General features: G+C 71.2%; 20 protein-coding genes. 17 read left to right on the top strand and 3 right to left on the bottom strand.

The genetic code is table 11. The annotated features are described in order from the left end of the window. Positions 1-95: 95 nt before the first annotated feature. Positions 96-1,406 (top strand): geranylgeranyl reductase family protein, encoded by a 1,311-nt coding sequence (locus tag QWJ13_RS22925; protein ID WP_316526766.1) that lies wholly within the window; start codon positions 96-98, stop codon positions 1,404-1,406. Here the strand turns inward: QWJ13_RS22925 and QWJ13_RS22920 are convergent. From QWJ13_RS22920 to QWJ13_RS22910, 3 genes are all read right to left on the bottom strand, one after another. Beyond that, positions 1,403-1,768 (bottom strand): MazG-like family protein, encoded by a 366-nt coding sequence (locus tag QWJ13_RS22920; protein ID WP_316526765.1) that lies wholly within the window; start codon positions 1,766-1,768, stop codon positions 1,403-1,405. The genes QWJ13_RS22925 and QWJ13_RS22920 overlap by 4 nt on opposite strands. An 80-nt stretch (positions 1,769-1,848) precedes the next feature. After that, positions 1,849-2,556, bottom strand: a complete 708-nt coding sequence (locus tag QWJ13_RS22915; protein ID WP_316526764.1) for a peptidylprolyl isomerase — start codon at positions 2,554-2,556, stop codon at positions 1,849-1,851. A gap of 73 nt (positions 2,557-2,629) precedes the next feature. Continuing rightward, positions 2,630-3,271, bottom strand: a complete 642-nt coding sequence (locus QWJ13_RS22910) for a TetR/AcrR family transcriptional regulator (protein WP_316526763.1) — start codon at positions 3,269-3,271, stop codon at positions 2,630-2,632. A gap of 799 nt (positions 3,272-4,070) precedes the next feature. On the opposite strand from QWJ13_RS22910, the gene QWJ13_RS22905 reads away from it, so the two are divergent. The 16 genes from QWJ13_RS22905 to QWJ13_RS22830 all read left to right on the top strand — a co-directional run bounded on the left by QWJ13_RS22905 (position 4,071) and on the right by QWJ13_RS22830 (position 22,431). Further along, positions 4,071-4,430: an NADH-quinone oxidoreductase subunit A gene (locus QWJ13_RS22905; RefSeq protein WP_030060100.1), complete on the top strand. Its 360-nt coding sequence runs from the start codon at positions 4,071-4,073 to the stop codon at positions 4,428-4,430. A 128-nt stretch (positions 4,431-4,558) separates the two neighbouring features. Further along, positions 4,559-5,113, top strand: coding sequence for a NuoB/complex I 20 kDa subunit family protein (locus tag QWJ13_RS22900; RefSeq protein WP_316526761.1), 555 nt, complete (start codon positions 4,559-4,561; stop codon positions 5,111-5,113). Beyond that, positions 5,110-5,823, top strand: coding sequence for an NADH-quinone oxidoreductase subunit C (locus tag QWJ13_RS22895; RefSeq protein WP_316526759.1), 714 nt, complete (start codon positions 5,110-5,112; stop codon positions 5,821-5,823). Before QWJ13_RS22900 ends, QWJ13_RS22895 begins: the two co-directional genes overlap by 4 nt. Further along, positions 5,823-7,163, top strand: a complete 1,341-nt coding sequence (locus QWJ13_RS22890) for an NADH-quinone oxidoreductase subunit D (protein WP_316526757.1) — start codon at positions 5,823-5,825, stop codon at positions 7,161-7,163. Before QWJ13_RS22895 ends, QWJ13_RS22890 begins: the two co-directional genes overlap by 1 nt. After that, positions 7,160-7,945: an NADH-quinone oxidoreductase subunit NuoE gene (gene nuoE, locus QWJ13_RS22885; protein ID WP_316526755.1), complete on the top strand. Its 786-nt coding sequence runs from the start codon at positions 7,160-7,162 to the stop codon at positions 7,943-7,945. Before QWJ13_RS22890 ends, nuoE begins: the two co-directional genes overlap by 4 nt. After that, on the top strand, positions 7,945-9,306 hold the full coding sequence (nuoF, locus tag QWJ13_RS22880; RefSeq protein WP_316526754.1) for an NADH-quinone oxidoreductase subunit NuoF: 1,362 nt from the start codon (positions 7,945-7,947) through the stop codon (positions 9,304-9,306). Before nuoE ends, nuoF begins: the two co-directional genes overlap by 1 nt. After that, positions 9,303-11,846 (top strand): NADH-quinone oxidoreductase subunit G, encoded by a 2,544-nt coding sequence (locus QWJ13_RS22875; RefSeq protein ID WP_316526753.1) that lies wholly within the window; start codon positions 9,303-9,305, stop codon positions 11,844-11,846. The genes nuoF and QWJ13_RS22875 overlap by 4 nt, the downstream gene beginning before the upstream one ends. Beyond that, complete coding sequence (gene nuoH, locus QWJ13_RS22870; RefSeq protein WP_316526752.1) at positions 11,843-13,171, top strand: NADH-quinone oxidoreductase subunit NuoH; 1,329 nt, start codon at positions 11,843-11,845, stop codon at positions 13,169-13,171. Before QWJ13_RS22875 ends, nuoH begins: the two co-directional genes overlap by 4 nt. Positions 13,172-13,177: 6 nt before the next feature. Next, a complete protein-coding gene (gene nuoI, locus QWJ13_RS22865) occupies positions 13,178-13,786 on the top strand; it encodes an NADH-quinone oxidoreductase subunit NuoI (protein ID WP_316526750.1) in 609 nt (202 codons plus the stop codon). Continuing rightward, on the top strand, positions 13,786-14,724 hold the full coding sequence (locus tag QWJ13_RS22860; RefSeq protein WP_316527367.1) for an NADH-quinone oxidoreductase subunit J: 939 nt from the start codon (positions 13,786-13,788) through the stop codon (positions 14,722-14,724). Before nuoI ends, QWJ13_RS22860 begins: the two co-directional genes overlap by 1 nt. Further along, positions 14,721-15,020, top strand: coding sequence for an NADH-quinone oxidoreductase subunit NuoK (nuoK, locus tag QWJ13_RS22855; RefSeq protein ID WP_049652557.1), 300 nt, complete (start codon positions 14,721-14,723; stop codon positions 15,018-15,020). Before QWJ13_RS22860 ends, nuoK begins: the two co-directional genes overlap by 4 nt. 14 nt (positions 15,021-15,034) lie before the next feature. Then, complete coding sequence (gene nuoL, locus QWJ13_RS22850; protein WP_316526746.1) at positions 15,035-16,930, top strand: NADH-quinone oxidoreductase subunit L; 1,896 nt, start codon at positions 15,035-15,037, stop codon at positions 16,928-16,930. A 112-nt stretch (positions 16,931-17,042) separates the two neighbouring features. Next, a complete protein-coding gene (locus QWJ13_RS22845) occupies positions 17,043-18,695 on the top strand; it encodes an NADH-quinone oxidoreductase subunit M (protein WP_316526744.1) in 1,653 nt (550 codons plus the stop codon). A gap of 11 nt (positions 18,696-18,706) precedes the next feature. Then, complete coding sequence (gene nuoN, locus QWJ13_RS22840; protein WP_316527366.1) at positions 18,707-20,329, top strand: NADH-quinone oxidoreductase subunit NuoN; 1,623 nt, start codon at positions 18,707-18,709, stop codon at positions 20,327-20,329. Positions 20,330-20,664: 335 nt separating this feature from the next. Next, a complete protein-coding gene (locus QWJ13_RS22835) occupies positions 20,665-21,675 on the top strand; it encodes a polyprenyl synthetase family protein (RefSeq protein ID WP_316526743.1) in 1,011 nt (336 codons plus the stop codon). Positions 21,676-21,768: 93 nt separating this feature from the next. After that, complete coding sequence (locus QWJ13_RS22830; RefSeq protein WP_316526742.1) at positions 21,769-22,431, top strand: response regulator; 663 nt, start codon at positions 21,769-21,771, stop codon at positions 22,429-22,431. Positions 22,432-22,589 lie beyond the last annotated feature (158 nt).

Here is a 22,589-nt window from a genome sequence, read left to right as displayed (position 1 = left end):
CGGCCGGGGGCGGGGGCGCAGCCGGTGGGGGGAGCGGAACTAGACTGCCGGAGACAAAGCCGCCGTCCCCGCCGCAGTTCCAGGAGTGTGTCCACGTGTCCGAGACCGCAGCTGATCTGACGAAGCCGGACAGCCCCGTGGAGAGCACGGCCGACGTCATCGTGGTCGGTGCGGGCCCGGCCGGCTCCACCACCGCGTACTACCTGGCCCAGGCCGGACTGGACGTCCTGCTGCTGGAGAAGACCGCCTTCCCGCGCGAGAAGGTGTGCGGCGACGGTCTGACCCCGCGCGCCACCAAGCAGCTGGTGGACATGGGCATCGACGTCTCCACCGACAACGGCTGGCTGCACAACAAGGGCCTGCGCATCATCGGCGGCGGCGTCCGGCTGGAGCTGGACTGGCCCGAGCTGTCCTCCTTCCCCGACTACGGCCTGGTCCGCAAGCGCGCCGACTTCGACGAGCTGCTGGCCCGTCAGGCCGAGAAGGCCGGCGCCCGGCTGTACGAGCGCTGCAACGTCAGCGGCCCGGTCCTGGACGAGCGCACCGGCCGGATCGTCGGCGTCACCGCCAAGCTCGGCGACGAGAAGCGGCCGGTCACCTTCCGGGCCCCGCTGGTGGTCGCCGCCGACGGCAACTCCACCCGGCTCTCGCTCGCCATGGGCCTGCACCGCCGTGAGGACCGCCCGATGGGCGTCGCCTACCGCACGTACTTCACCTCGCCGCGCCACGACGACGACTACCTGGAGTCCTGGCTGGAGCTCTGGGACACCCGCGACGGCGAGCGCAAGCTGCTGCCCGGGTACGGCTGGGTCTTCGGCATGGGCGACGGCACCTCCAACGTCGGCCTCGGCATCCTCAACTCCTCGCCCGCGTTCGGCGAGCTGGACTGGCGCGAGGTGCTCAAGGCCTGGTGCGCCAGCATGCCGGCGGAGTGGGGCTACACCCCCGAGAACATGACCGAGCCGATCCGCGGCGCCGCGCTGCCGATGGCCTTCAACCGGCAGCCGCACTACACCCGCGGCCTGCTGCTCGTCGGCGACGCCGGCGGCATGGTCAACCCGTTCAACGGCGAGGGCATCGCCTACGCGATGGAATCCGGCCAGATCGCCGCCGGCGTCATCGTCCAGGCCCTCGCCCGGGTCACCGACGCCGGCCGCGAGCGCGCCCTCCAGGCCTACCCGCGCATCCTCAAGGACGTGTACGGCGGCTACTACACCCTGGGCCGCGCCTTCGTGAAGCTCATCGGCAACCCCAAGGTGATGCAGCTCGCCACCCAGCGCGGCCTCACCCACCCGATGCTGATGCGCTTCACCCTCAAGCTCCTCGCCAACCTCACCGACCCCCAGGGCGGCGACGCGATGGACCGCCTCATCAACGGCCTCGCCAAGGTCGCCCCGAACGCCTAGTTCTGCTCCTGCGCCGTCTCCGGCCGCTCGCCCTCGGGGGCGCGGCGGGAGGCGGCGGAGCGCTGTTCGACGTAGGTGAGGCGGTCGGCGAAGACCCGGGCCGCGTCGGGGGTGAGGGTCCGTAGGGCGACGAGGGCGGCGAAGACGACGTCGCAGAGTTCGTGCTGGACGTCCTCCCAGGTGTGGGTGACTCCCTTGCGCGGGTTCTGGCCGGTGGCGCCGATCACGGCCGCACCGACCTCGCCGACCTCCTCGGAGAGCTTGAGGATGCGCAGCAGCCGCTCCTCCTGGGGCGACTGGGTGCCCTGCTCGTCCAGCCATGCGACCAGGTGGTCGACGCTCTCCCAGATCCGGCTGTCCATGCGGCGCTGCTCCTGCTCCCGTGCGGTGTCGTTGGTGCTGCCACCGTACGGGAGCGGGAACGGTCGGCCGGTCCGCCGGGTCAGTGGGTGCTGATCTTCACGTCGCGGATGTTCACCGGGAGGGTGGGGAAGCCGTCGCCGGGGTTGTTCTGGTCGTCCTCGCCTCCGGCGGCGATCTTCTGGAGGACGTCCAGCCCGGCGGTGACCCGGCCGAACGGGGTGTAGGCGGGGGAGAGCTTGGTGTCCTTCCAGACGAAGAAGAACTGGCTGCCGTTGGTGTCCGGGCCGGCGTTGGCCATGGCCACGGTGCCGGCCGGGTAGGTGGCGCCGGTCAGGTTCTCGTCCGGGAACGAGTAGCCGGGACCGCCGCTGCCCGTGCCGGTCGGGTCGCCGCACTGGAGGACGTAGATCCGCTGGGTGGTGAGGCGGTGGCAGTGGCTGCGGTCGAAGTAGTCGTGCTCGGCGAGGAAGCGGAACGAGAAGGTGGTGCAGGGCGCCTTGTCGGTCAGCGCCTCGAAGGTGATCTTGCCCTGGCTGGTCCGCAGGGTCGCGCTGTAGGGCTTCGCCGCCTTCTTGGCGTCGAAGACCGGGATGCCCTTGAAGTTGTCCGCCGGCACGGCCGGTGTGTAGGTGCAGCCGGTGGCGGGAGCGGCGGCCGCGGGGGTGTCCGCGACGGCGGTGCCGGTGCTCGCCACGAGCGGGAGGACGGTGGCGGCGGTCACCAGCGCCCAGTGGGTGCGCTTCACGTGACGGGCCTTCCGGGGGGTGGTGGACGACGGGGTTGTCATGGGGGCATCATCCACGGCCGGTTGGGGATGCGGTAGGGGGTGGTTCCCCGGGCGGCAGTGCTGTGACGGTTCGTCAGTTATGTTCCGGGGTCGGTGTGAAGAGGCCGGAGCGGGCGGCCAGGGCGGCGGCGTCGGCGGCCCGCTCGGCGGTGAGGGCGTCCAGCGGTTCGCCGGAGACGAACAGTCGGTAGTAGAGCGGCGCGGTGGCGGCCCGGACCACCTCGGTGCCGTCCGTCCCGGCGGGCAGCTCGCCCCGGGCGACGGCCCGTTCGGCCACCTCGGCGGCCTGGCGGTGGCGGGCCGCGAAGAAGGCGCGCAGGGCGCCCGCGCCGGCATCCGAGCGCTGGGCGGCGGAGATCAGCGCGGTGGGCGTGGAGCCGAGCTCCGGGTCGGTGAAGACCTCGAACACCTCCCGGGTGATCCGGCGGAGGTCCTGTCGGAGGTCCCCGGTGTCGGGCAGCGGCCAGGGCTGGTCGGCGGAGGCGGCCAGGGCGTCGGCGACCAGCCCGTCCACCCCGCCCCAGCGCCGGTAGAGGGTCGCCTTGTGGACGCCGGAGCGGGTGGCGACAGCCTCGACGGTGAGGTGGTCGTACCCCTTCTCGGTGACCTCGGCGAGCGTGGCGGCGACCACCTCGGCCCGGACCCGGGCGCTGCGGCCGCCGGGGCGCGGGGTGGGGGTGCGGGGCTCCGGCTCGGGGTGGGGCGCCTTGCTCAAAGTCGACTCCAGTCGCGTTAAGGCTTGCCGCCGGGATGGCGACCGCGCGATGCTCATCGTAATGCGACTCCTGTCGCATTACGAGAGGAGCTCGCGTGCCCTGGTGCTGGTCGCGACCGCGTGGGGTCGGCGCACCGCCCCCGCCTCGGCGCCGGCCCGGGACGTGACCCCGGGCCCTGGTCACCGGCGCCGGCACAGGGTGCGGCGGGCGCAGTCGATGGTGACCGCGCCGAGCAGCGGGCCCCTGGCGATCAGGGGGCAGGCGGGCGAGCGTCACAGCCCGGAAGGGACGGTGGTGACCGGCGGCCTTGGCGGCGACCCGGGCCCAGCGCGGGGCGGGCGGGACGTCGCCCCCACCACACCCGGACCTCGCGCGCTTGTGAACGAAGGGTCAAGCGAGCGTTCGGCGCCCCGCCACCCCTGCGAGTGAGCCGCCATAGCACGTCAACATGACGCCCGGAAATTTGCTTCGAGCGACGCATAGTTGATATAGGAACGCGCCCCTGACCTGCCACTTCACAGGTGAATGCGACTAGTTGTGACCATTTGACTTCTTTGCGTTGGCAAATCTGGGCATGTTCGCATTCGGCACCATTCACAGGGTGTCGTAGATCACAAAGATGGCGGCGAACTGCGTGTCGCAGATCACAAGTGGACGGGCATAGGATGCGCTCGTTCCAGGCTTTGTGAACTGCCTCACATGAGGTGGATCTCGGGAACTGGAACGCGGGTTCACCTCAGGGTGACCTACCGGTTCCGATCAGCAGTCAAGGACGACTGGACGGAGGGAGCGGGGGCTATGAATGCCTACGCGCCGATCCTCGTACTCGGTGCCATCGCGGCGGCGTTCGCGGTCGGCTCCGTCGTGATGGCCTCACTCACCGGCCCGAAGCGCTACAACCGGGCCAAGTTGGAGGCGTACGAGTGCGGCATCGAACCGACCCCGCAGCCTGTGGGCGGCGGCCGGTTCCCGATCAAGTACTACCTGACGGCGATGCTCTTCATCGTCTTCGACATCGAGATCGTCTTCCTCTACCCCTGGGCGGTGACCTTCGACGCCCTGGGGATCTTCGGGCTGGTCGAGATGCTCCTGTTCATCGCCACCGTCTTCGTCGCGTACGCCTATGTGTGGCGTCGCGGCGGCCTGGAGTGGGACTGAGCGCGGGGTGGTCCGAGCGCGGGGTGGCTTCCCCACCCGTCCGCCGGCTGCGCGCCCGCTTGTGAACGAGCGGACAAGCCAGAACCGGCCCACGTATCAGCGGACTCGACGGCATTGAGAGGGATCTGATGGGAATCGAGGAGAAGCTGCCGAGCGGCTTTCTGCTCACGACCGTGGAGACGGCCGCCGGCTGGGTGCGCAAGGCGTCACTCTTCCCGGCCACTTTCGGTCTGGCCTGCTGCGCGATCGAGATGATGACCACCGGCGCCGGCCGCTACGACCTGGCCCGGTTCGGCATGGAGGTCTTCCGGGGCTCTCCCCGGCAGGCCGATCTGATGATCGTGGCGGGCCGGGTGAGCCAGAAGATGGCTCCGGTGCTGCGCCAGGTGTACGACCAGATGCCCAATCCCAAGTGGGTCATCTCGATGGGCGTCTGCGCCTCCTCCGGCGGGATGTTCAACAACTACGCGATCGTCCAGGGCGTCGACCACATCGTCCCGGTGGACATCTACCTGCCCGGCTGTCCGCCCCGTCCGGAGATGCTGATGGACGCCATCCTGAAGCTGCACGACAAGATCCAGCACGAGCCGCTGGGCGTGAACAAGCGCCGGGCCGAGGAGCTCGGCGAGGCGCTCGCCCTCAAGGCCACCCCGGTCAGCGAGATGCGGGGGCAGCTGCGATGAACGACCAGGTACCCGAGACCCGCCGCGAGCAGCCGTCCCGCGAGATCCCGGTCGAGGTGGTCGGCCGCCGCCAGGGCATGTTCGGCGCCAAGGGCAGCGGCGACACCTCCGGCTTCGGCGGGCTGGCCGCCCCGATCGTGCTGCCCGGGCCGAGCGAACGTCCGTACGGGGGCTGGTTCGACGAGGTCGCCGACGAGCTGGAGGGCGCCCTGGAGGAGCAGGGCCTGGACCCGGTCGAGGTGATCGAGAAGACCGTGGTCGACCGCGGCGAGCTCACCTTCCACATCGACCGCGGCCACCTCCTCAAGACCGTCCGCATCCTGCGCGACGACCCGGCGCTGCGCTTCGAACTGTGCCTGGGCGTGAGCGGCGTGCACTACCCCGGGGACAAGGGCCGCGAGCTCCACGCGGTCTACCACCTGCGCTCGATCACCCACGGCCGGCTGATCCGGCTGGAGGTCACCGCCCCCGACGCCGATCCGCGGATCCCCTCCGTGGTGAGCGTCTACCCGACCAACGACTGGCACGAGCGCGAGGCCTACGACTTCTTCGGCCTGGTCTTCGAGGGCCACCCGGCGCTCACCCGGATCATGATGCCGGACGACTGGCTGGGCCACCCGCAGCGCAAGGACTACCCACTCGGCGGCATCCCCGTCGAGTACAAGGGCGCCCAGATCCCGGCTCCCGACCAGCGGAGGTCGTACAGCTGATGAACACCCAGCACTTTGGCGAGACCGAGGAAGCGGACGCCCGCGACACCACCGAGGGCCGGGTCTTCACCGTCACCGGCGGCGACTGGGGCGAGGTGGTCGAGGCGGTCGGCCGGGCCGACGACGAGCGCATCATCGTCAACATGGGCCCCCAACACCCGTCCACGCACGGTGTGTTGCGGCTGATCCTGGAGATCGACGGCGAGACGGTGAAGGAGGCCCGCTGCGGCATCGGCTACCTCCACACCGGCATCGAGAAGAACATGGAGTTCCGCAGCTGGGTCCAGGGCACCACCTTCGTGACCCGGATGGACTACCTGACCCCGCTGTTCAACGAGACGGCCTACTGCCTGGCGGTCGAGAAGCTGCTCGGCATCACCGGCGACGTCCCGGAGCGCGCCACCGTCATCCGGGTGATGATGATGGAGCTCAACCGGATCGCCTCGCACCTGGTCTGCCTGGCCACCGGCGGCATGGAGATCGGCTCCACCACGCTGATGATCTACGGCTTCCGGGACCGCGAACTGATCCTGGACGTCTTCGAGTTGGTCACCGGCCTGCGCATGAACCACGCGTACGTGCGCCCCGGCGGCCTCGCCCAGGACCTGCCGCCCGGCGCCGTCGACCAGATCCGCGAGGCGGTGAAGGTCTTCCGCTCCCGGATGCACGAGTACGACAAACTCGCCACCGGCAACCCGGTGTTCAAGGCCCGGCTGGTCGATGTCGGCTTCCTGGACCTGCCCGGCTGTCTGGCCCTCGGCGCCACCGGCCCGATCCTGCGGGCCACCGGCCTGCCGCACGACCTGCGCAAGACCGATCCGTACTGCGGGTACGAGGACTACGACTTCGAGGTCGCGATCGCGGACAGCGCCGACTCCTACGGCCGGTTCCTGATCCGGCTGGAGGAGATGAAGCAGTCGCTGCGGATCGTCGAGCAGTGCCTGGACCGGCTGCGGCCCGGCCCGGTCATGGTGGCCGACAAGAAGATCGCCTGGCCCGCCCAACTGGCCGTCGGCCCGGACGGGATGGGCAACTCCCTCGACCACATCCGCAAGATCATGGGCACCTCGATGGAGGCCCTGATCCACCACTTCAAGCTGGTCACCGAGGGCTTCCGGGTCCCGGTCGGCCAGGCGTACGCGGCGGTCGAGTCGCCCAAGGGCGAGCTGGGCGTGCACGTGGTCAGCGACGGCGGGACGCGCCCGTACCGGGTCCACTTCCGGGACCCGTCGTTCACCAATCTTCAGACGATGGCGGCGATGTGCGAGGGCGGCCAGGTGGCCGACGTGATCGTCGCGGTGGCCGGGATCGACCCGGTGATGGGAGGCGTGGACCGGTGACCAACGTCGAACTCGGACTGCCGGCACTGCCGGCCGCACCGTACCCCGAGGAGGTGCGCGCCCGGCTGGCGGCCGACGCCGCCGAGCTGATCGCCCGCTACCCGCAGCCCCGATCGGCGCTGCTGCCGCTGCTGCACCTGGTGCAGGCCGAGGAGGGCTTCGTCAGCCCGACCGGGATCCGCTTCTGCGCCGAGCAGTTGGACCTCACCACCGCCGAGGTCACCGCGGTCGCGACCTTCTACACCATGTACCGGCGCCGCCCGGCCGGGAAGTACCACGTCGGGGTCTGCACCAACACCCTGTGCGCGGTGCTCGGCGGCGACCAGATCTTCGACGAGCTCCAGGAGCACCTGGGCATCCGCAACAACGAGACCACCGAGGACGGCGAGGTCTCGATCGAGCACATCGAGTGCAACGCGGCCTGCGACTACGCGCCCGTGGTGATGGTCAACTGGGAGTTCTTCGACAACCAGACCCCGGAGAGCGCCCGGCAGCTGGTCGACGACCTGCGGGCCGGCCGCGAGGTGCGGCCCACCCGCGGCGCCCGGCTGTGCGGCTTCAAGGAGACCGCCCGGATCCTGGCCGGCTTCCCCGACGAGCGCCCCGGCGCCAATGACGAGTCCGGCGCCGGCGGCGCGCCCTCCCTGGCCGGCCTGCGCCTGGCCCGCGGCGAGGCGCTGCCCGGCACCCCCGGCACCAAGGTGGTCTCCCCCCGCCCGGAAACCCCCCGCCGACCGGGCAACGGCCAGGCGGGCACAGGCCAGGAAGGGAGCGAGGCGTGATGACCTCCGCCGAGCCGGCCGAGAAGCTGCTCACCCCGGTGCTGTCCGACTCCTGGGACGACACCCGCCCCTGGACGCTCGACACCTACCGCCGCCACCACGGCTACGAGGGCCTCAAGGCGGCCCTCGCGATGCCGCCGGACGACGTGATCGCCCTGGTCAAGGACGCCGGACTGCGCGGCCGCGGCGGCGCAGGCTTCCCGACCGGGATGAAGTGGCAGTTCATTCCGCAGAACGACGGCAAGCCGCACTACCTGGTGGTCAACGCGGACGAGTCCGAGCCGGGCACCTGCAAGGACATCCCGCTGCTGTTCGCCAACCCGCACTCGCTGATCGAGGGCATGGTGATCGCCTCCTACGCGATCCGCTGCGACCACGCCTTCATCTACCTGCGCGGCGAGGTCGTCCCGGTGCTGCGCCGACTGCACGCGGCCGTCGCCGAGGCGTACGCGGCCGGGCTGCTGGGCCGGAACATCCTCGGCTCGGGCGTCGACCTCGACATCACCGTGCACGCCGGGGCCGGCGCCTACATCTGCGGCGAGGAGACGGCGCTGCTGGACTCGCTGGAGGGCCGCCGCGGCCAGCCGCGGCTGCGGCCGCCGTTCCCGGCGATCGCCGGCCTCTACGCCTGCCCGACGGTGGTCAACAACGTCGAGTCGATCGCTTCGGTGCCGCCGATCCTGGCCCGCGGCAAGGACTGGTTCAAGGCCCTGGGCACCGAGAAGTCCCCCGGCTTCACGCTCTACTCGCTCTCCGGCCACGTCACCAACCCCGGCCAGTACGAGGCCCCGCTCGGTGTCACGCTGCGCCAGCTGCTCGACCTCAGCGGCGGCGTCCGGGCCGGGCACCGGCTGAAGTTCTGGACCCCGGGCGGCTCCTCCACCCCGATGTTCACCGACGAGCACCTCGACGTCCCGCTCGACTACGAGGGCGTCGGCGCGGCCGGCTCGATGCTCGGCACCAAGGCGCTCCAGGTCTTCGACGAGACGACCTGCGTGGTGCGGGCCGTCACCCGCTGGACGGAGTTCTACGCCCACGAGTCCTGCGGCAAATGCACCCCCTGCCGCGAAGGCACCTACTGGCTGGTCCAGCTGCTCAAGCGGATCGAGGCGGGCGAGGGCGTCGACGGGGACTTGGAGAAGCTCCTCGACATCGCCGACAACATCAACGGCAAGTCCTTCTGCGCCCTGGGCGACGGCGCGGCCAGCCCGATCGTCTCCTCGCTCAAGCACTTCCGGGCCGAGTACGAGCAGCACCTGGCCGAGCGCCGCTGCCCGTTCGACCCGGCCGCCTCCACCGTTTGGGCCGACGGCCCCCGCCCCGGCCACCAGCCCGCCACCGAAAGGGAGGTGCACGCGTGACGATCACAGAGCCAACCGCCTCCACGAATGGCGAGACCGCGGTCGAACTGGTCACGCTCACCATCGACGGCGTCGAAGTACGGGTCCCCAAGGGGACGTTGGTGATCCGGGCCGCCGAGACCATCGGCACCCAGATCCCGCGTTTCTGCGACCACCCGCTGCTCGACCCGGCCGGCGCCTGCCGCCAGTGCATCGTCGAGATCGAGGGCCAGCGCAAGCCGGTCGCCTCCTGCACCATCCCGGTGGCCGAGGGCATGGTGGTGCGCACCCAGCTCAGCTCGCCGGTGGCCGAGAAGGCCCAGCGCGGCGTGATGGAGCTGCTGCTGATCAACCACCCGCTGGACTGCCCGGTCTGCGACAAGGGCGGCGAGTGCCCGCTGCAGAACCAGGCGATGACCAGCGGCGCCGCCGACTCCCGCTTCGAGGGCATGAAGCGCACCTACGAGAAGCCGGTGCCGATCAGCAGCCAGGTGCTGCTGGACCGCGAGCGCTGCGTGCTGTGCGCGCGCTGCACCCGCTTCTCCCAGCAGATCGCCGGGGACCCGTTCATCGACTTGGTGGAGCGCGGGGCGCTGCAACAGGTCGGCACCGGGGAGGGGGACGACTTCGAGTCCTACTTCTCCGGGAACACCATCCAGATCTGCCCCGTGGGGGCGCTGACCTCGGCGGCGTACCGGTTCCGCTCCCGCCCGTTCGACCTGACCTCCTCGCCGAGCGTCTGCGAGCACTGCGCCTCGGGCTGCGCGCAGCGCACCGACCACCGGCGCGGCAAGGTGCTGCGCCGGCTGGCGGGCGAGGACCCGGCGGTGAACGAGGAGTGGAACTGCGACAAGGGCCGCTTCGCCTTCCGCTACGCCCAGCTGCGGGACCGGCTGACCAGCCCGCTGGTGCGGGTGGACGGCGAACTGGTGCCGGTCTCCTGGCCTGAGGCGCTGGCCCGGGCGGCCGAGGGCCTGCGCGAGGCCCGGACGGGCGTGCTGGCCGGCGGCCGGGTGACGGTCGAGGACGCCTACGCGTACGGGAAGTTCGCCCGGGTGGTGCTGGGCACCAACGACGTGGACTTCCGGGCCCGCCCGCACAGCGGCGAGGAGGCCGACTTCCTGGCCGCGGCGGTGGCCGGGCGGGGCGTCGACCTGGACGGCTCCGGGGTGGAGTACCAGGACCTCGACGGGGCGCCGGCGGTGCTGCTGGCGGGCTTCGAGCCGGAGGAGGAGTCGCCGATCGTCTTCCTGCGGCTGCGCAAGGCGACCAGGGCGACCGGACTGAAGGTGTTCTCGGTGGCCGCGTACGGCTCCCGGGGCCTGGCGAAGCTGCGCGGTGCGCTGCTGCCGGCCGCCCCCGGCACCGAGCCGGAGTGGTTCGCGGCGCTGGCGGCCGACGAGCCGCTGAACGACGACGCGGGCCGGGCTGCCCAACTGCTGCGCGCGCCGGGGGCGGTGATCCTGGCGGGCGAGCGGCTGGCCGCCGTCCCGGGCGCGCTGACGGCGGTGCTGCGGCTGGCGCACGCGACCGGCGCCAAGCTCGCCTGGGTGCCGCGCCGGGCGGGTGAGCGCGGGGCCGTGGAGGCGGGCGCGCTGCCGGGCCTGCTGCCCGGCGGGCGTCCGGTGGCCGTCGCGGCGGCCCGGGCGGAGGCGGCCGCCGTGTGGGGCGGGGCCGAGCTGCCGTCCGGGCCGGGCCGGGACACCGGCGCCATCCTGACGGCCGCCGCGCAGGGCGAGTTGGACGCGCTGCTAGTCGGCGGGGTGGACCCGGACGACCTGCCGGACCCGGCGCTGGCCGACGCGGCGCTGGCGGCGGTGCCGTTCCTGGTGTCGCTGGAGCTGCGGCCCTCGGCGGTGACGGCGCACGCGGACGTGGTGCTGCCGGTGGCGGCGGTGGCGGAGAAGGCGGGCACCTTCCTGGACTGGGAGGGCCGGGTGCGGATGTTCGAGGCCGCGCTCAAGCCGGACCAGCAGATGGGCCGCCACCTCCAGTCGGACCTGCGGGTGCTGAGCATGCTGGCGGACGCGCTGGGCCACCGGCTGGGCCTGCCGGATGTCCGGGCGGCCCGGCTGGAGCTGGACCGTTTCGCCCCCTGGGAGGGCGAGCGCGCGGCCGACCCGGCGGCCCACCCGGCCGTACTGCCCCGTCCGGCCAAGGGCCAGGCGGTGCTGGCGGGTTGGCGCCTGCTGCTGGACAACGGCGTGCTGCAACAGGGTGACCCGCACCTGGCGGGCACCCGGCACCGGGCGGTGGCCCGGATCTCGGCGGAGACGGCCAAGGAGATCGGCGCCGAGGCGGCCGCCGCGCTGCGGCTGACCGGCCCGGCGGGCTCGCTGACCCTGCCGCTGGAGATCACCGACTCGATCCCGGAGCGCACGGTCTGGGCACCGCTGGACTCCACCCCGGGCGGCGCCCACCGCGCGCTCGGCACCACCGCCGGCCACCTGGTCTCGATCGCCGCGGCCGAGCTCGAAGCCGAACCCGAAGCCGAACCCGAAGCCGTGCCGGCCACGGACGACACCGCGGACGAAGCCGCGGGCGAAGGGGAGGACCGATGACTTCGCAGCCGTACGAGACGCTCCACTTCTTCGGGCAGGACCCGTGGTGGCTGGTGCTGCTGAAGGCGGTGTTCTGCTTCGCCTTCCTGGTCCTGACGGTGCTGGTGGCGATCGTCTGGGAGCGCAAGGTGGTGGCCTGGATGCAGCTGCGCATCGGCCCCAACCGGCACGGCCCGTGGGGCCTGTTGCAGTCGCTGGCGGACGGCGTGAAGCTGGCGCTGAAGGAAGACCTGGTGGTCAAGGGCTCGGACAAGGTGGTCTACATCCTGGCCCCGATCGTCTGCGCCATCCCCGCGTTCATGGCCTTCGCGGTGATCCCGTTCGGCCCGGCCGGCAACGAGGTGTCGATCTTCGGCACCCGTACGCCGCTCCAGCTGACGGACTTCCCGGTGGCGCTGCTGTACGTCCTGGCGACGGCCTCGATCGGGATCTACGGCATCGTGCTGGCCGGCTGGTCCTCCGGTTCGACGTACCCGCTGCTGGGCGGGCTGCGCTCGGCCGCGCAGATGGTCAGCTACGAGATCGCGATGGGCCTGGCCTTCGCGGCGGTGTTCATCTACTCGGGCTCGATGTCGACCTCGGAGATCGTGGCGCACCAGCAGCCGACCTGGTTCGCGGCGCTGCTGCCGGTGTCGTTCATCGTCTACATCATCGCGATGGTCGGCGAGACCAACCGGGCGCCGTTCGACCTGCCGGAGGCCGAGGGCGAGCTGGTCGGCGGCTTCAACACCGAGTACTCCTCGCTGAAGTTCGCGATGTTCATGCTGGCCGAGTACGTGAACATGGTGACGGTCTCGGCGGTGGCCTCGACCCTCTTCCTGGGCGGCTGGCGGGCCCCGTGGCCGGTGTCGACGTTCTGGGAGGGCGCCAACCACGGCTGGTGGCCGATGCTGTGGATCACGCTGAAGATCCAGCTGCTGCTGTTCTTCTTCATCTGGCTGCGCGGCACGCTGCCCCGGTTCCGCTACGACCAGTTCATGAAGCTGGGCTGGAAGGTACTGATCCCCGTCTCGCTGGTGTGGCTGGTGCTGATCGCCAGCGTGCGGGCGCTGCGCAACGAGGGCTACGGCTTCGGCCAGGTGGTGCTGTACGTGGGCGCCCCGGTCGGCGTGATCCTGCTGCTGGCGCTGGTGCGGGACGTCGTGAACAAGCAGCCGGAGGTCGAAGAGGCCCCGCCCGAGCGGGAGTTCGACCCGATGGCGGGCGGCTACCCGGTCCCGCCGATGCCCGGTCAGGTGCTCCCGCCGGTGCCGCGCCGGCCCAGCCGCGCCCCGAAGCAACTCCAGGACGCCCTCAACGGGGCCGACCATTCCGAAGGGAGCTGAACCGAGATGTCCGACCAGTCCGATCGTACGGACCGTCCCGAGCGGGGCGACCGCCCATCGATCCTCGGCCCGGCCGCCGGCTTCGGCGTGACCTTCAAGGCCATGTTCAAGAAGCGGCTCACCGAGCAGTACCCGGAGCAGAAGAAGCCCACCGCTCCGCGCTTCCACGGCCGCCACCAGCTGAACCGGCACCCGGACGGCCTGGAGAAGTGCGTCGGCTGCGAGCTGTGCGCGTGGGCCTGCCCGGCCGACGCGATCTACGTGGAGGGCGCCGACAACCGGGACGAGGAGCGCTACTCCCCGGGTGAGCGCTACGGCGCGGTGTACCAGATCAACTACGCCCGCTGCATCCTGTGCGGGCTGTGCATCGAGGCCTGCCCGACCCGGGCGCTGACCATGACCAACGAGTACGAGCTGGCCGACTCCTCCCGGCGGGATCTGATCTTCACCAAGGAGCAGCTGCTGGTGGGCCTCTCCGAGGGCATGGTCGACACCCCGCACGCCATCTACCCGGGCACCGACGAGGGCGCGTACTACCGGGGCGAGGTCACCGGGGCGGCGCCGGGGACGGTCCAGCAGGAGCGCACCGACCGGGAGAAGGAGGCGCACCAGTGATCGCGCGGCTGGCGGAAGCGACCGGGACGACCTCCACGGGTGAGGCCGTCCAGTTCTGGGTGCTCGCGGTGATCGCGGTCGGCGGCGCGCTCGGCACGGTGTCGATGCGCAAGGCCGTGCACAGCGCGCTCTGCCTGGCGGCCACCATGCTGGCGCTGGCGGTCTGCTACATGGCCCAGGGCGCGGTGTTCCTGGGCGTGGTGCAGATCGTGGTCTACACCGGCGCGATCATGATGCTGTTCCTGTTCGTGGTGATGCTGGTCGGTGTCACCAGCGAGGACTCCCTCAAGGAGCACCTGAAGGGCCAGCGGTTCGCCGCGGCGCTGTGCGGGCTGGGCTTCGGCGTGCTGCTGATCGCCGGGATCGCCAACGCGAAGCTGAACCACTTCACCGGGCTGTCCGAGGCGAACGCCGAGGGCAACGTGCCGGGCCTGGCCCGGCTGATCTTCACCCGGTACGTGTGGGCCTTCGAGGTCACCGGCGCGCTGCTGATCACCGCGGCGGTCGGCGCCATGGTGCTGACCCACCGAGAGCACGTGACGGCGCCGAAGACCCAGCGCGAGCTGGCGGCGCAGCGGGTCAAGGACAACATCCAGCTGCCTCCGCTGCCGGCGCCGGGCGTGTACGCGCGGCACAACGCGGTGGACGTCCCGGCGCTGCTGCCGGACGGCACGATCGCCGAGGACTCGGTGATGGCGACGCTGCGCGAGCGCGGCCAGGTCCGGGACGTCAGCCAGGCGATGCTCCAGCGGATGGCGGAGCTGGAGAACACCACGGCGGACTGGCTGGGCCGTCCGTCCTCGGAGCGGCCGGCGGTGGCGGCTCCGCGCAAGTCGCTGGAGCCGGTGCCGGCGAACGGCGAGCGGGCCAAGGCGAACGGCGAGCCGGTGCCGGCGAACCACGTGCAGCGCCCGGCCGACGAGGAGGGCGCGGAGTGAACCCGGTCAACTACCTCTATCTGTCGGCCCTGTTGTTCACCATCGGCGCGGCCGGGGTGCTGGTGCGGCGCAACGCGATCGTGCTGTTCATGTGCGTGGAGCTGATGCTGAACGCCTCGAACCTCGCTCTGGTGACCTTCTCCCGGCTGCACGGGACCTTGGACGGTCAGATCATCGCGTTCTTCACGATGGTGGTCGCGGCGGCCGAGGTCGTGGTCGGCCTCGCCATCATCGTCTCCATCTTCCGGACCAGGCACTCCGCTTCGGTCGACGACAGCAATCTGATGAAGCTGTAGGCGGAGGGCCTTCGGTGAACTCTCTCATTCCGCTGCTGGTGGCGGCTCCACTGGCCGGTGCCGCCCTGCTGCTGCTCGGCGGCCGGGCGCTGGACCGGGTCGGCCACTGGCTGGCCACCGCGCTCGCGGCGCTCTCGTTCGGCTTCGGCCTGGCCCTGTTCTCGGACATGCTCGGCCGTGACGCCGAGCACCGGGCGGTCACCAAGCACCTGTTCAGCTGGATCCCGGTGAACGGCTTCCAGGCCGACATCGCGTTCCGGCTCGATCAGTTGTCGATGACCTTCGTCCTGCTGATCACCGGTGTCGGCACGCTGATCCACCTCTACTCGGTGGGCTACATGGCGCACGACGAGCGCCGGCGCCGCTTCTTCGCGTATCTGAACCTGTTCCTGGCCGCCATGCTGCTGCTGGTGGTCGCCGACAACTACCTGCTGCTGTACTTCGGTTGGGAGGGCGTGGGCCTGGCCTCGTACCTCCTGATCGGCTTCTGGCAGCACAAGCCGAGCGCGGCGACGGCGGCGAAGAAGGCCTTCATCGTCAACCGGGTCGGCGACATGGGCCTGTCCATCGCGATCATGCTGATGTTCGCCGAGTTCGGCTCCTTCGCCTTCACCCCGGTCTTCGGCGGCGCGCACGAGGCGAGCGAGGGCAAGCTGACGGCGATCGGCCTGATGCTGCTGCTGGCGGCCTGCGGCAAGTCGGCGCAGGTGCCGTTGCAGTCCTGGCTCGGGGACGCCATGGAGGGCCCGACCCCGGTCTCGGCCCTGATCCACGCGGCCACCATGGTGACCGCCGGCGTCTACCTGATCACCCGCTCGGCCGCGATCTTCGACCTGGCGCCGGACGCGCAGACCGCCGTGGTGGTGGTCGGCACGGTCACGCTGCTGTTCGGTGCGATCGTCGGTTGCGCCAAGGACGACATCAAGAAGGCGCTGGCCGGTTCGACCATGTCGCAGATCGGCTACATGGTGCTGGCGGCCGGGCTCGGCCCGATCGGCTACGTCTTCGCGATCATGCACCTGGTGACCCACGGCTTCTTCAAGGCCGGGCTGTTCCTCGGCGCCGGGTCGGTCATGCACGGCATGAACGACGAGGTGAACATGCGGCACTACGGCGGCCTGCGCACGTACATGCCGTGGACCTTCCGGACCTTCGCCGCCGGCTACCTGGCGATCATCGGCTTCCCGTACCTGTCCGGCTACTTCTCCAAGGACAAGATCATCGAAGCGGCCTTCGCCAAGGGCGGCACCGAGGGCTGGATCCTCGGGCTGTGCGCGCTGGTCGGTGCGGCGGTCACCGCGTTCTACATGACCCGGGTGATGGTGCTGACCTTCTTCGGGGAGAAGCGCTGGCAGCCCGACGCGGAGGGCAACCTCCCGCACCCGCACGAGTCGCCCCGGACGATGACCATCCCGATGGTCCTGCTGGCCTTCGGCTCGCTCTTCGCCGGCGCCGTGCTCGCCTACAACGACTCCTTCCTGAAGTGGCTGGAGCCGGTCACCGGGCACGAGGAGGGCAACTCCCCGATCGCCCCGCTGGCCGTCACCCTGCTGACCGGGCTCTGCATGCTGGCCGGCGTCGGCCTCGCGTACCTGATGTACTGGCGCCTGCCCGTCCCGGTGGTGCCGCCGGTCGGCTCCCCGCTCACCCGGGCCGCCCGCCGCGACCTGCTCCAGGACGAGTTCAACCACGCGGTGCTGGTGCGGCCGGGCTCGGCGCTCGCCGCGATGCTGGTCTTTTTCGACAGCCGCGGCCTGGACGGCGCGGTCAACGGCCTGGCCGCCGCCATCGGCGGACTGTCCGGCCGGCTGCGGCGGGTCCAGAACGGCTTCGTCCGCTCGTACGCGCTCTCCATGTTCGGCGGCACGCTGGTGCTGGCCGCCATGACTCTCCTGATGAGGTCCGTCTGATGACTCGTCCCGAATTGCATGGGGAGGGCAGGCATATGAGCGAGCGCAGCGAGCGAACCATCAAGCGGCGCGTGCGGGCGAATGCCCCCGCCGAGCGAAGCGAGGTGGACGCATGAGCGCTCTCCTGACCGCCACCTGTGCCGTCCCGGCGGCCGGCGCGGTGCTGACCGCCGCCCTGCCGGCCGGGTCGAACGAGACCCGGCGCCGGACCACCAAGGCCGTCGCGCTGGGCTTCTCGGTCGTCACCCTGGTGCTGGCCGCCGTGGTGGCGACCAGGTTCGACCCGCACGGCGACCGCTTCCAGCTGACCGAGTCGTACAGCTGGATCCGCTCCTTCGGCATCGACTTCTCGCTCGGCGTGGACGGCATCGGCGCCGTGCTCGCCCTGCTCACCGCGGTGCTGGTGCCGATGGTGGTCCTCGCCTCCTGGCACGACGCCGACCCGTCCTCCTCGCCCGCCGACGGGCAGGAGGGGCCCAGCCCCGCTCGGCCCGACGGCACCTTCGAGAACATGCGCCGGACCCAGGGCTTCTTCGCCCTGATCCTGGCGGTGGAGGCGATGGTGATCGTCTCCTTCTACGCCACCGACGTCTTCGTCTTCTACGTGTTCTTCGAAGCCATGCTGATCCCGATGTACTTCCTGATCGGCGGCTTCGGCGACCGGGCCGGCGGCCCCGAGTCGGCGCGCCAGCGCTCCTACGCGGCCGTGAAGTTCCTGCTCTACAACCTGCTCGGCGGCCTGGTGATGCTGGCCGCCGTGATCGGCCTGTACGTGACCGCGCAGGACCAGGGCTTCGGCACCTTCGACCTGCCGACCCTCACCTCGGCGATCGCCGACGGCCGGCTCCAGCTGACCGGCACCGCGGAGAAGGCGCTGTTCCTGGGCTTCTTCTTCGCCTTCGCGGTGAAGGCCCCGCTGTGGCCACTGCACACCTGGCTGCCGAACGCGATGGGCGAGTCCACCGCCGGCACCGCGGTGCTGATCACCGCCGTGGTGGACAAGGTCGGCACCTTCGCGATGCTGCGCTTCTGCCTCGGCCTGTTCCCGAACGCCTCGAAGACCTTCGCCCCGGCGATCCTGGTCCTCGCGCTGATCGGGATCGTCTACGGCGCGCTGCTGGCGATCGGGCAGAAGGACATCAAGCGCCTGGTGGCGTACGCCTCGATCTCGCACTTCGGCTTCATCATCATGGGCATCTTCGCCCTGACCAGCCAGGGCCAGAGCGGCGCCACCCTCTACATGGTCAACCACGGGCTGTCCACGGCGGCCTGGATGCTGGTGGCCGGCTTCCTGATCTCGCGTCGCGGCTCGCGGCTGATCGCCGACTACGGCGGCGTGCAGAAGGTCGCCCCGGTGCTCGCCGGGACGTTCCTGATCGGCAGCCTGGCCACCCTGTCGCTGCCCGGTCTGGCTCCGTTCGTCAGCGAGTTCCTGGTGCTGGTGGGCACCTTCACCCGCTACCCGGCGATCGGCGTCGTGGCCACCTTCGGCATCGTGCTGGCCGCGCTGTACGCCCTGCTGCTGTACCAGCGCACCATGACCGGCCCGGTGCGGGAGGGGGTGCGGACGATGCCCGACCTCAAGGCCCGCGAACTCGCGGTGGTCGCCCCGCTGGTGGCGCTGACCATCCTGCTCGGCGTCTACCCCAAGCCGCTCACCGATCTGGTCAACCCCTCGGTGAACGCGACGCTCTCGCAGATCCACCAGACCGACCCGGCGCCGGCCCACCCGGTCGCCGCCACCTCAGGAGGTGAGCAGAAGTGAACGCCACCGCGATGCTCGCCGCCGCGGGCGGCAACACCGCCAGCATCCCGGCGCCGCACATCGAGTACGGCCGACTCTCCCCGATGCTCGTGGTGTTCGCCGTCGCCGTGGTCGGTGTCCTGGTCGAGGCCTTCGTGCCCCGCCGGTACCGGCACTGGACACAGGTGACGCTCGCCCTGGGCGGGCTGGTCGGTGCCTTCGTCGCCGTGGTGGTGCTGGCCGTGCAGAGCGACGGCTTCACCCGGATCGACCTGCTGGCCATGGAGACCGTCGCGATGGACGGCCCGGCGCTGTTCCTCCAGGGCGTGATCCTGCTGGTCTCGGTGGTCGCGGTGCTCACCTACGCCGAGCGGAAGCTGGAGCCCAAGGCCGGCGGCCTGCCCGCCGACGCCTTCGCGGCCCAGGCCGCCGCCACCCCCGGCGGCGAGCAGGAGCGGGCCGCGATCCGGGCCGGCTTCGCCACCACCGAGGTCTTCCCGCTCACCATGTTCGCGGTCGCCGGCATGCTGCTGTTCCCCGCCGCCAACGACCTGCTGACCATGTTCGTGGCGCTGGAGGTCTTCTCGCTGCCGCTGTACCTGCTGTGCGCGCTGGCCCGGCGCCGCCGGCTGCTCTCCCAGGAGGCGGCGGTCAAGTACTTCCTGCTCGGCGCCTTCGCCTCGGCGTTCTTCCTGTTCGGCACCGCGCTGCTGTACGGCTACGCGGGCAGCGTGAAGCTCGGCGACATCGGCGACGTCATCTCCGGCAAGGCGATGACCACCCCCGCGCAGCTGAGCACCACCCAGAGCGACGCGCTGGTGCTGACCGGCCTGGCGATGCTGGCGGTCGCCCTGCTGTTCAAGGTCGCCGCGGTGCCCTTCCACTCCTGGACGCCGGACGTCTACCAGGGCGCGCCGACCCCGGTGACCGGCTTCATGGCCGCCGCCACCAAGGTCGCGGCCTTCGGCGCCTTCCTGCGGCTGTTCTACGTGGCCTTCCCCGGCCTGCGGCTGGACTGGCGGCCGGTGCTGTGGGGGGTGGCGATCCTGACCATGGTGGTGGGCGCCGTCCTCGCGGTGACCCAGCAGGACGTCAAGCGCCTGCTGGCGTACTCCTCGATCGCGCACGCCGGGTTCATCCTGACCGGCGTGATCGCCGTCAACAAGCAGGGCATCTCCTCGGTGCTCTTCTACCTGCTGGCGTACTCCTTCGTGACGCTCGGCGCGTTCGCCGTGGTCACCCTGGTGCGCGACTCCAAGGGCGAGGCGACCCATCTGTCCAGCTGGGCCGGGCTCGGACGGCGCTCGCCGCTGCTGGCGGCGGTGTTCGCGCTGTTCCTGCTGGCCTTCGCCGGGATCCCGCTGACGTCCGGCTTCACCGGGAAGTTCGCGGTCTTCCAGGCCGCGGCCAGCGGCGGGGCGACCCCGCTGGTGGTCGTCGGTGTGCTCAGTTCGGCGGTGGCGGCGTTCTTCTACATCAGGGTCATCGTGCTGATGTTCTTCTCGGACCCGCAGCCGGGCGGCCCCACGGTGGCGATCCCGAGCGCCTTCACGGCGACCGCGATCGGGGTGGGGGTGCTGGTCACGCTGGGCCTGGGACTGCTGCCGCAGTACTTCCTCGACCTGGCCTCCAAGGCCTCACTGTTCGTGCGCTGACCTTCGGGCCGACCTCGCGCCGGCCTTTATGTCCACCGCTCCAGACCAAGGCCCCGTCCGGGTCGCGCTCCGTCCGCGCGGCCCGGGCGGGGCCGTGTCGCGAGCCGGGAGCCGGGGGAGTCCCGAGGGCCCTCCCGCCTTTGATTCCGGCCGAATTCGCACCCGCCGCCGGGCGCCCCCTACAGCTCCCCTGACCAGGGCGTCAAGCCCGATCATGACAGGATCCGCACGCCCGTGCAGTGATCCACTCGCGACCGGATACCCTGCCTGTATGGCCAGCGGCGGCACTCAGGGACCAGGCCGCTAGATCGACCAGGGACAGAGGAGTGGTCTTCGTGACCGTCGTGGAACCCTTCGGGCTCAGCGTGCAGGACCGCGACCTGACCCGGGACGTCCAGGCCGGACTGGACGCGGTGGAGGCGGCGCTCGGCGAGGCCGTCAAGAGCGACGTCCCGTTCATCACCGTCACCGCCAGCCACCTCCTGGAGGCCGGCGGCAAGCGCTTCCGTCCGCTGCTCCTGCTGCTGGCCGCCCAGTTCGGCGACCCGGGGGCGCCCGGCGTGGTGCCCGCCGCCGTCGTGGTCGAGCTGACCCACCTGGCCACCCTGTACCACGACGACGTCATGGACGAGGCGCCGGTGCGCCGGGGTGCCCCGAGCGCCAACTCCCGCTGGGACAACTCCGTCGCCATCCTCACCGGCGACTTCCTCTTCTCCCGCGCCTCCCGGGTGCTCGCCGACCTCGGCCCGGAGGCCGTGCGGATGCAGGCCGAGGCGTTCGAGCGGCTGGTCACCGGCCAGATCCTGGAGACCCGCGGCCCCGGCCCCGAGACGGACCCGCTGCTCCACTACCTGGACGTCCTGGAAGGCAAGACCGGCTCGCTGATCGCCGTCGCCTGCCGGATAGGAGCGCTGATGGCCGGTGCCGAGCGCGAGCTGGTGGACACCCTCGGCGAGTTCGGCGAGCGGATCGGCATCGCCTTCCAGCTGGCCGACGACGTGCTCGACATCGCCAGCGACGGCCATGAGTCCGGCAAGACCCCCGGCACCGACCTGCGCGAGGGCGTGCTGACGCTGCCGACCCTGCTGCTCCAGCAGATGCCCGCCGACCCGTCCGACCCGGACGACACCCGGCTGCGCGAACTGCTCGACCAGGACCTCGCCGACGACGAGCTGCACGCCGAGGCGCTGCGCCTGCTGCGCGCCCACCCGGCGCTGGAGCGCGCCCGCGCCGAGACGCTGCGCCGGGCCGAGGAGGCCCGGGCGCTGCTCGCCCCGCTGCCGGACTGCGCGGCGAAGACCGCTCTGGTGGGCCTCTGCGACGCGGTGGCGATCCGCACCATCTGAGCCGCTCCGGGGCGGGGACGGGGCCCGTCCTCGGGCAGGCCCCGGATGGGGGAGACTGACTCCCGTCAGCACTCTCCTGCCGGGAAGGTCGCCATGCGTCGCGTCGTCATCGCCGAGGACTCCGTACTGCTGAGGGAGGGGCTGACCCGGCTGCTCACCGACCGCGGCCTGGAGGTCGTCGCGGGAGTCGGGGACGGCGATGCCCTGGTGAAGACCATCCACGAGCTGGCCGCGGCCGACGCCCTGCCGGACGTCGTGGTCTCCGACGTGCGGATGCCCCCGTCCCACACCGACGAGGGCCTGCGCGCCTGCGTCGAGCTGCGCGGCCGCTACCCGCAGCTGGGCGTGCTGGTGCTGTCGCAATTCGTGGAGGAACGTTACGCCTCGGAGCTGCTGGCCGGCTCCACCCGGGGCGTCGGCTACCTGCTCAAGGACCGGGTCGCCGAGGTGCGCGAGTTCGCCGACGCGGTGGTGCGGGTCGCCGAGGGCGGCACCGCGCTGGACCCGGAGGTGGTGCAGCAGCTCCTCAGCCGCAGTCGCAAGGGCGACGTTCTGGCCAATCTCACGCCGCGCGAGCGCGAGGTGCTCGGGCTGATGGCCGAGGGCCGCACCAACGCGGCGGTGGCCAAGCAGCTCGTCGTCTCCGACGGCGCGGTGGAGAAGCACGTCAGCAACATCTTCCTCAAACTGGGTCTGGCCCAGAGCGCGGAGGACCACCGCCGGGTACTGGCCGTGCTCACCTACCTCAACTCCTGAGGCCCCGGGGGCGCATCTCGGCCATCCGTTCGCCATGCCCTCGCGCCCGCCCGCCGGAGCCGGAAGGATCTCCACCGGGCGGGTGTTGACACTCATGTGCGGTGCAGTCGCGGGCCGGTGAAATCTGCCGTGGCTCCGGCCGTCGTCGTGTCAGCCCG

Origin of the sequence: Kitasatospora brasiliensis (assembly GCF_032654805.1) — a bacterium.
In the GTDB taxonomy this organism is placed as follows: Bacteria; Actinomycetota; Actinomycetes; order Streptomycetales; family Streptomycetaceae; genus Kitasatospora; species Kitasatospora brasiliensis.
The sequence above is the reverse complement of the archived record's forward strand: the minus strand, read 5'-3'. Positions and strand labels throughout refer to the sequence as shown.

What these genes read in the sequence shown, in the direction of transcription:
- QWJ13_RS22920 (WP_316526765.1), bottom strand. Translation starts at nt 1,768, where the DNA reads ATGGACAGCCGGATCTGGGAGAGCGTCGACCACCTGGTCGCATGGCTG.
- QWJ13_RS22915 (WP_316526764.1), bottom strand. Translation starts at nt 2,556, where the DNA reads ATGACAACCCCGTCGTCCACCACCCCCCGGAAGGCCCGTCACGTGAAG.
- QWJ13_RS22905 (WP_030060100.1), top strand. Translation starts at nt 4,071, where the DNA reads ATGAATGCCTACGCGCCGATCCTCGTACTCGGTGCCATCGCGGCGGCG.
- QWJ13_RS22900 (WP_316526761.1), top strand. Translation starts at nt 4,559, where the DNA reads ATGGGAATCGAGGAGAAGCTGCCGAGCGGCTTTCTGCTCACGACCGTG.
- QWJ13_RS22895 (WP_316526759.1), top strand. Translation starts at nt 5,110, where the DNA reads ATGAACGACCAGGTACCCGAGACCCGCCGCGAGCAGCCGTCCCGCGAG.
- QWJ13_RS22890 (WP_316526757.1), top strand. Translation starts at nt 5,823, where the DNA reads ATGAACACCCAGCACTTTGGCGAGACCGAGGAAGCGGACGCCCGCGAC.
- nuoF (WP_316526754.1), top strand. Translation starts at nt 7,945, where the DNA reads ATGACCTCCGCCGAGCCGGCCGAGAAGCTGCTCACCCCGGTGCTGTCC.
- nuoH (WP_316526752.1), top strand. Translation starts at nt 11,843, where the DNA reads ATGACTTCGCAGCCGTACGAGACGCTCCACTTCTTCGGGCAGGACCCG.
- nuoI (WP_316526750.1), top strand. Translation starts at nt 13,178, where the DNA reads ATGTCCGACCAGTCCGATCGTACGGACCGTCCCGAGCGGGGCGACCGC.
- QWJ13_RS22845 (WP_316526744.1), top strand. Translation starts at nt 17,043, where the DNA reads ATGAGCGCTCTCCTGACCGCCACCTGTGCCGTCCCGGCGGCCGGCGCG.
- nuoN (WP_316527366.1), top strand. Translation starts at nt 18,707, where the DNA reads ATGCTCGCCGCCGCGGGCGGCAACACCGCCAGCATCCCGGCGCCGCAC.
- QWJ13_RS22830 (WP_316526742.1), top strand. Translation starts at nt 21,769, where the DNA reads ATGCGTCGCGTCGTCATCGCCGAGGACTCCGTACTGCTGAGGGAGGGG.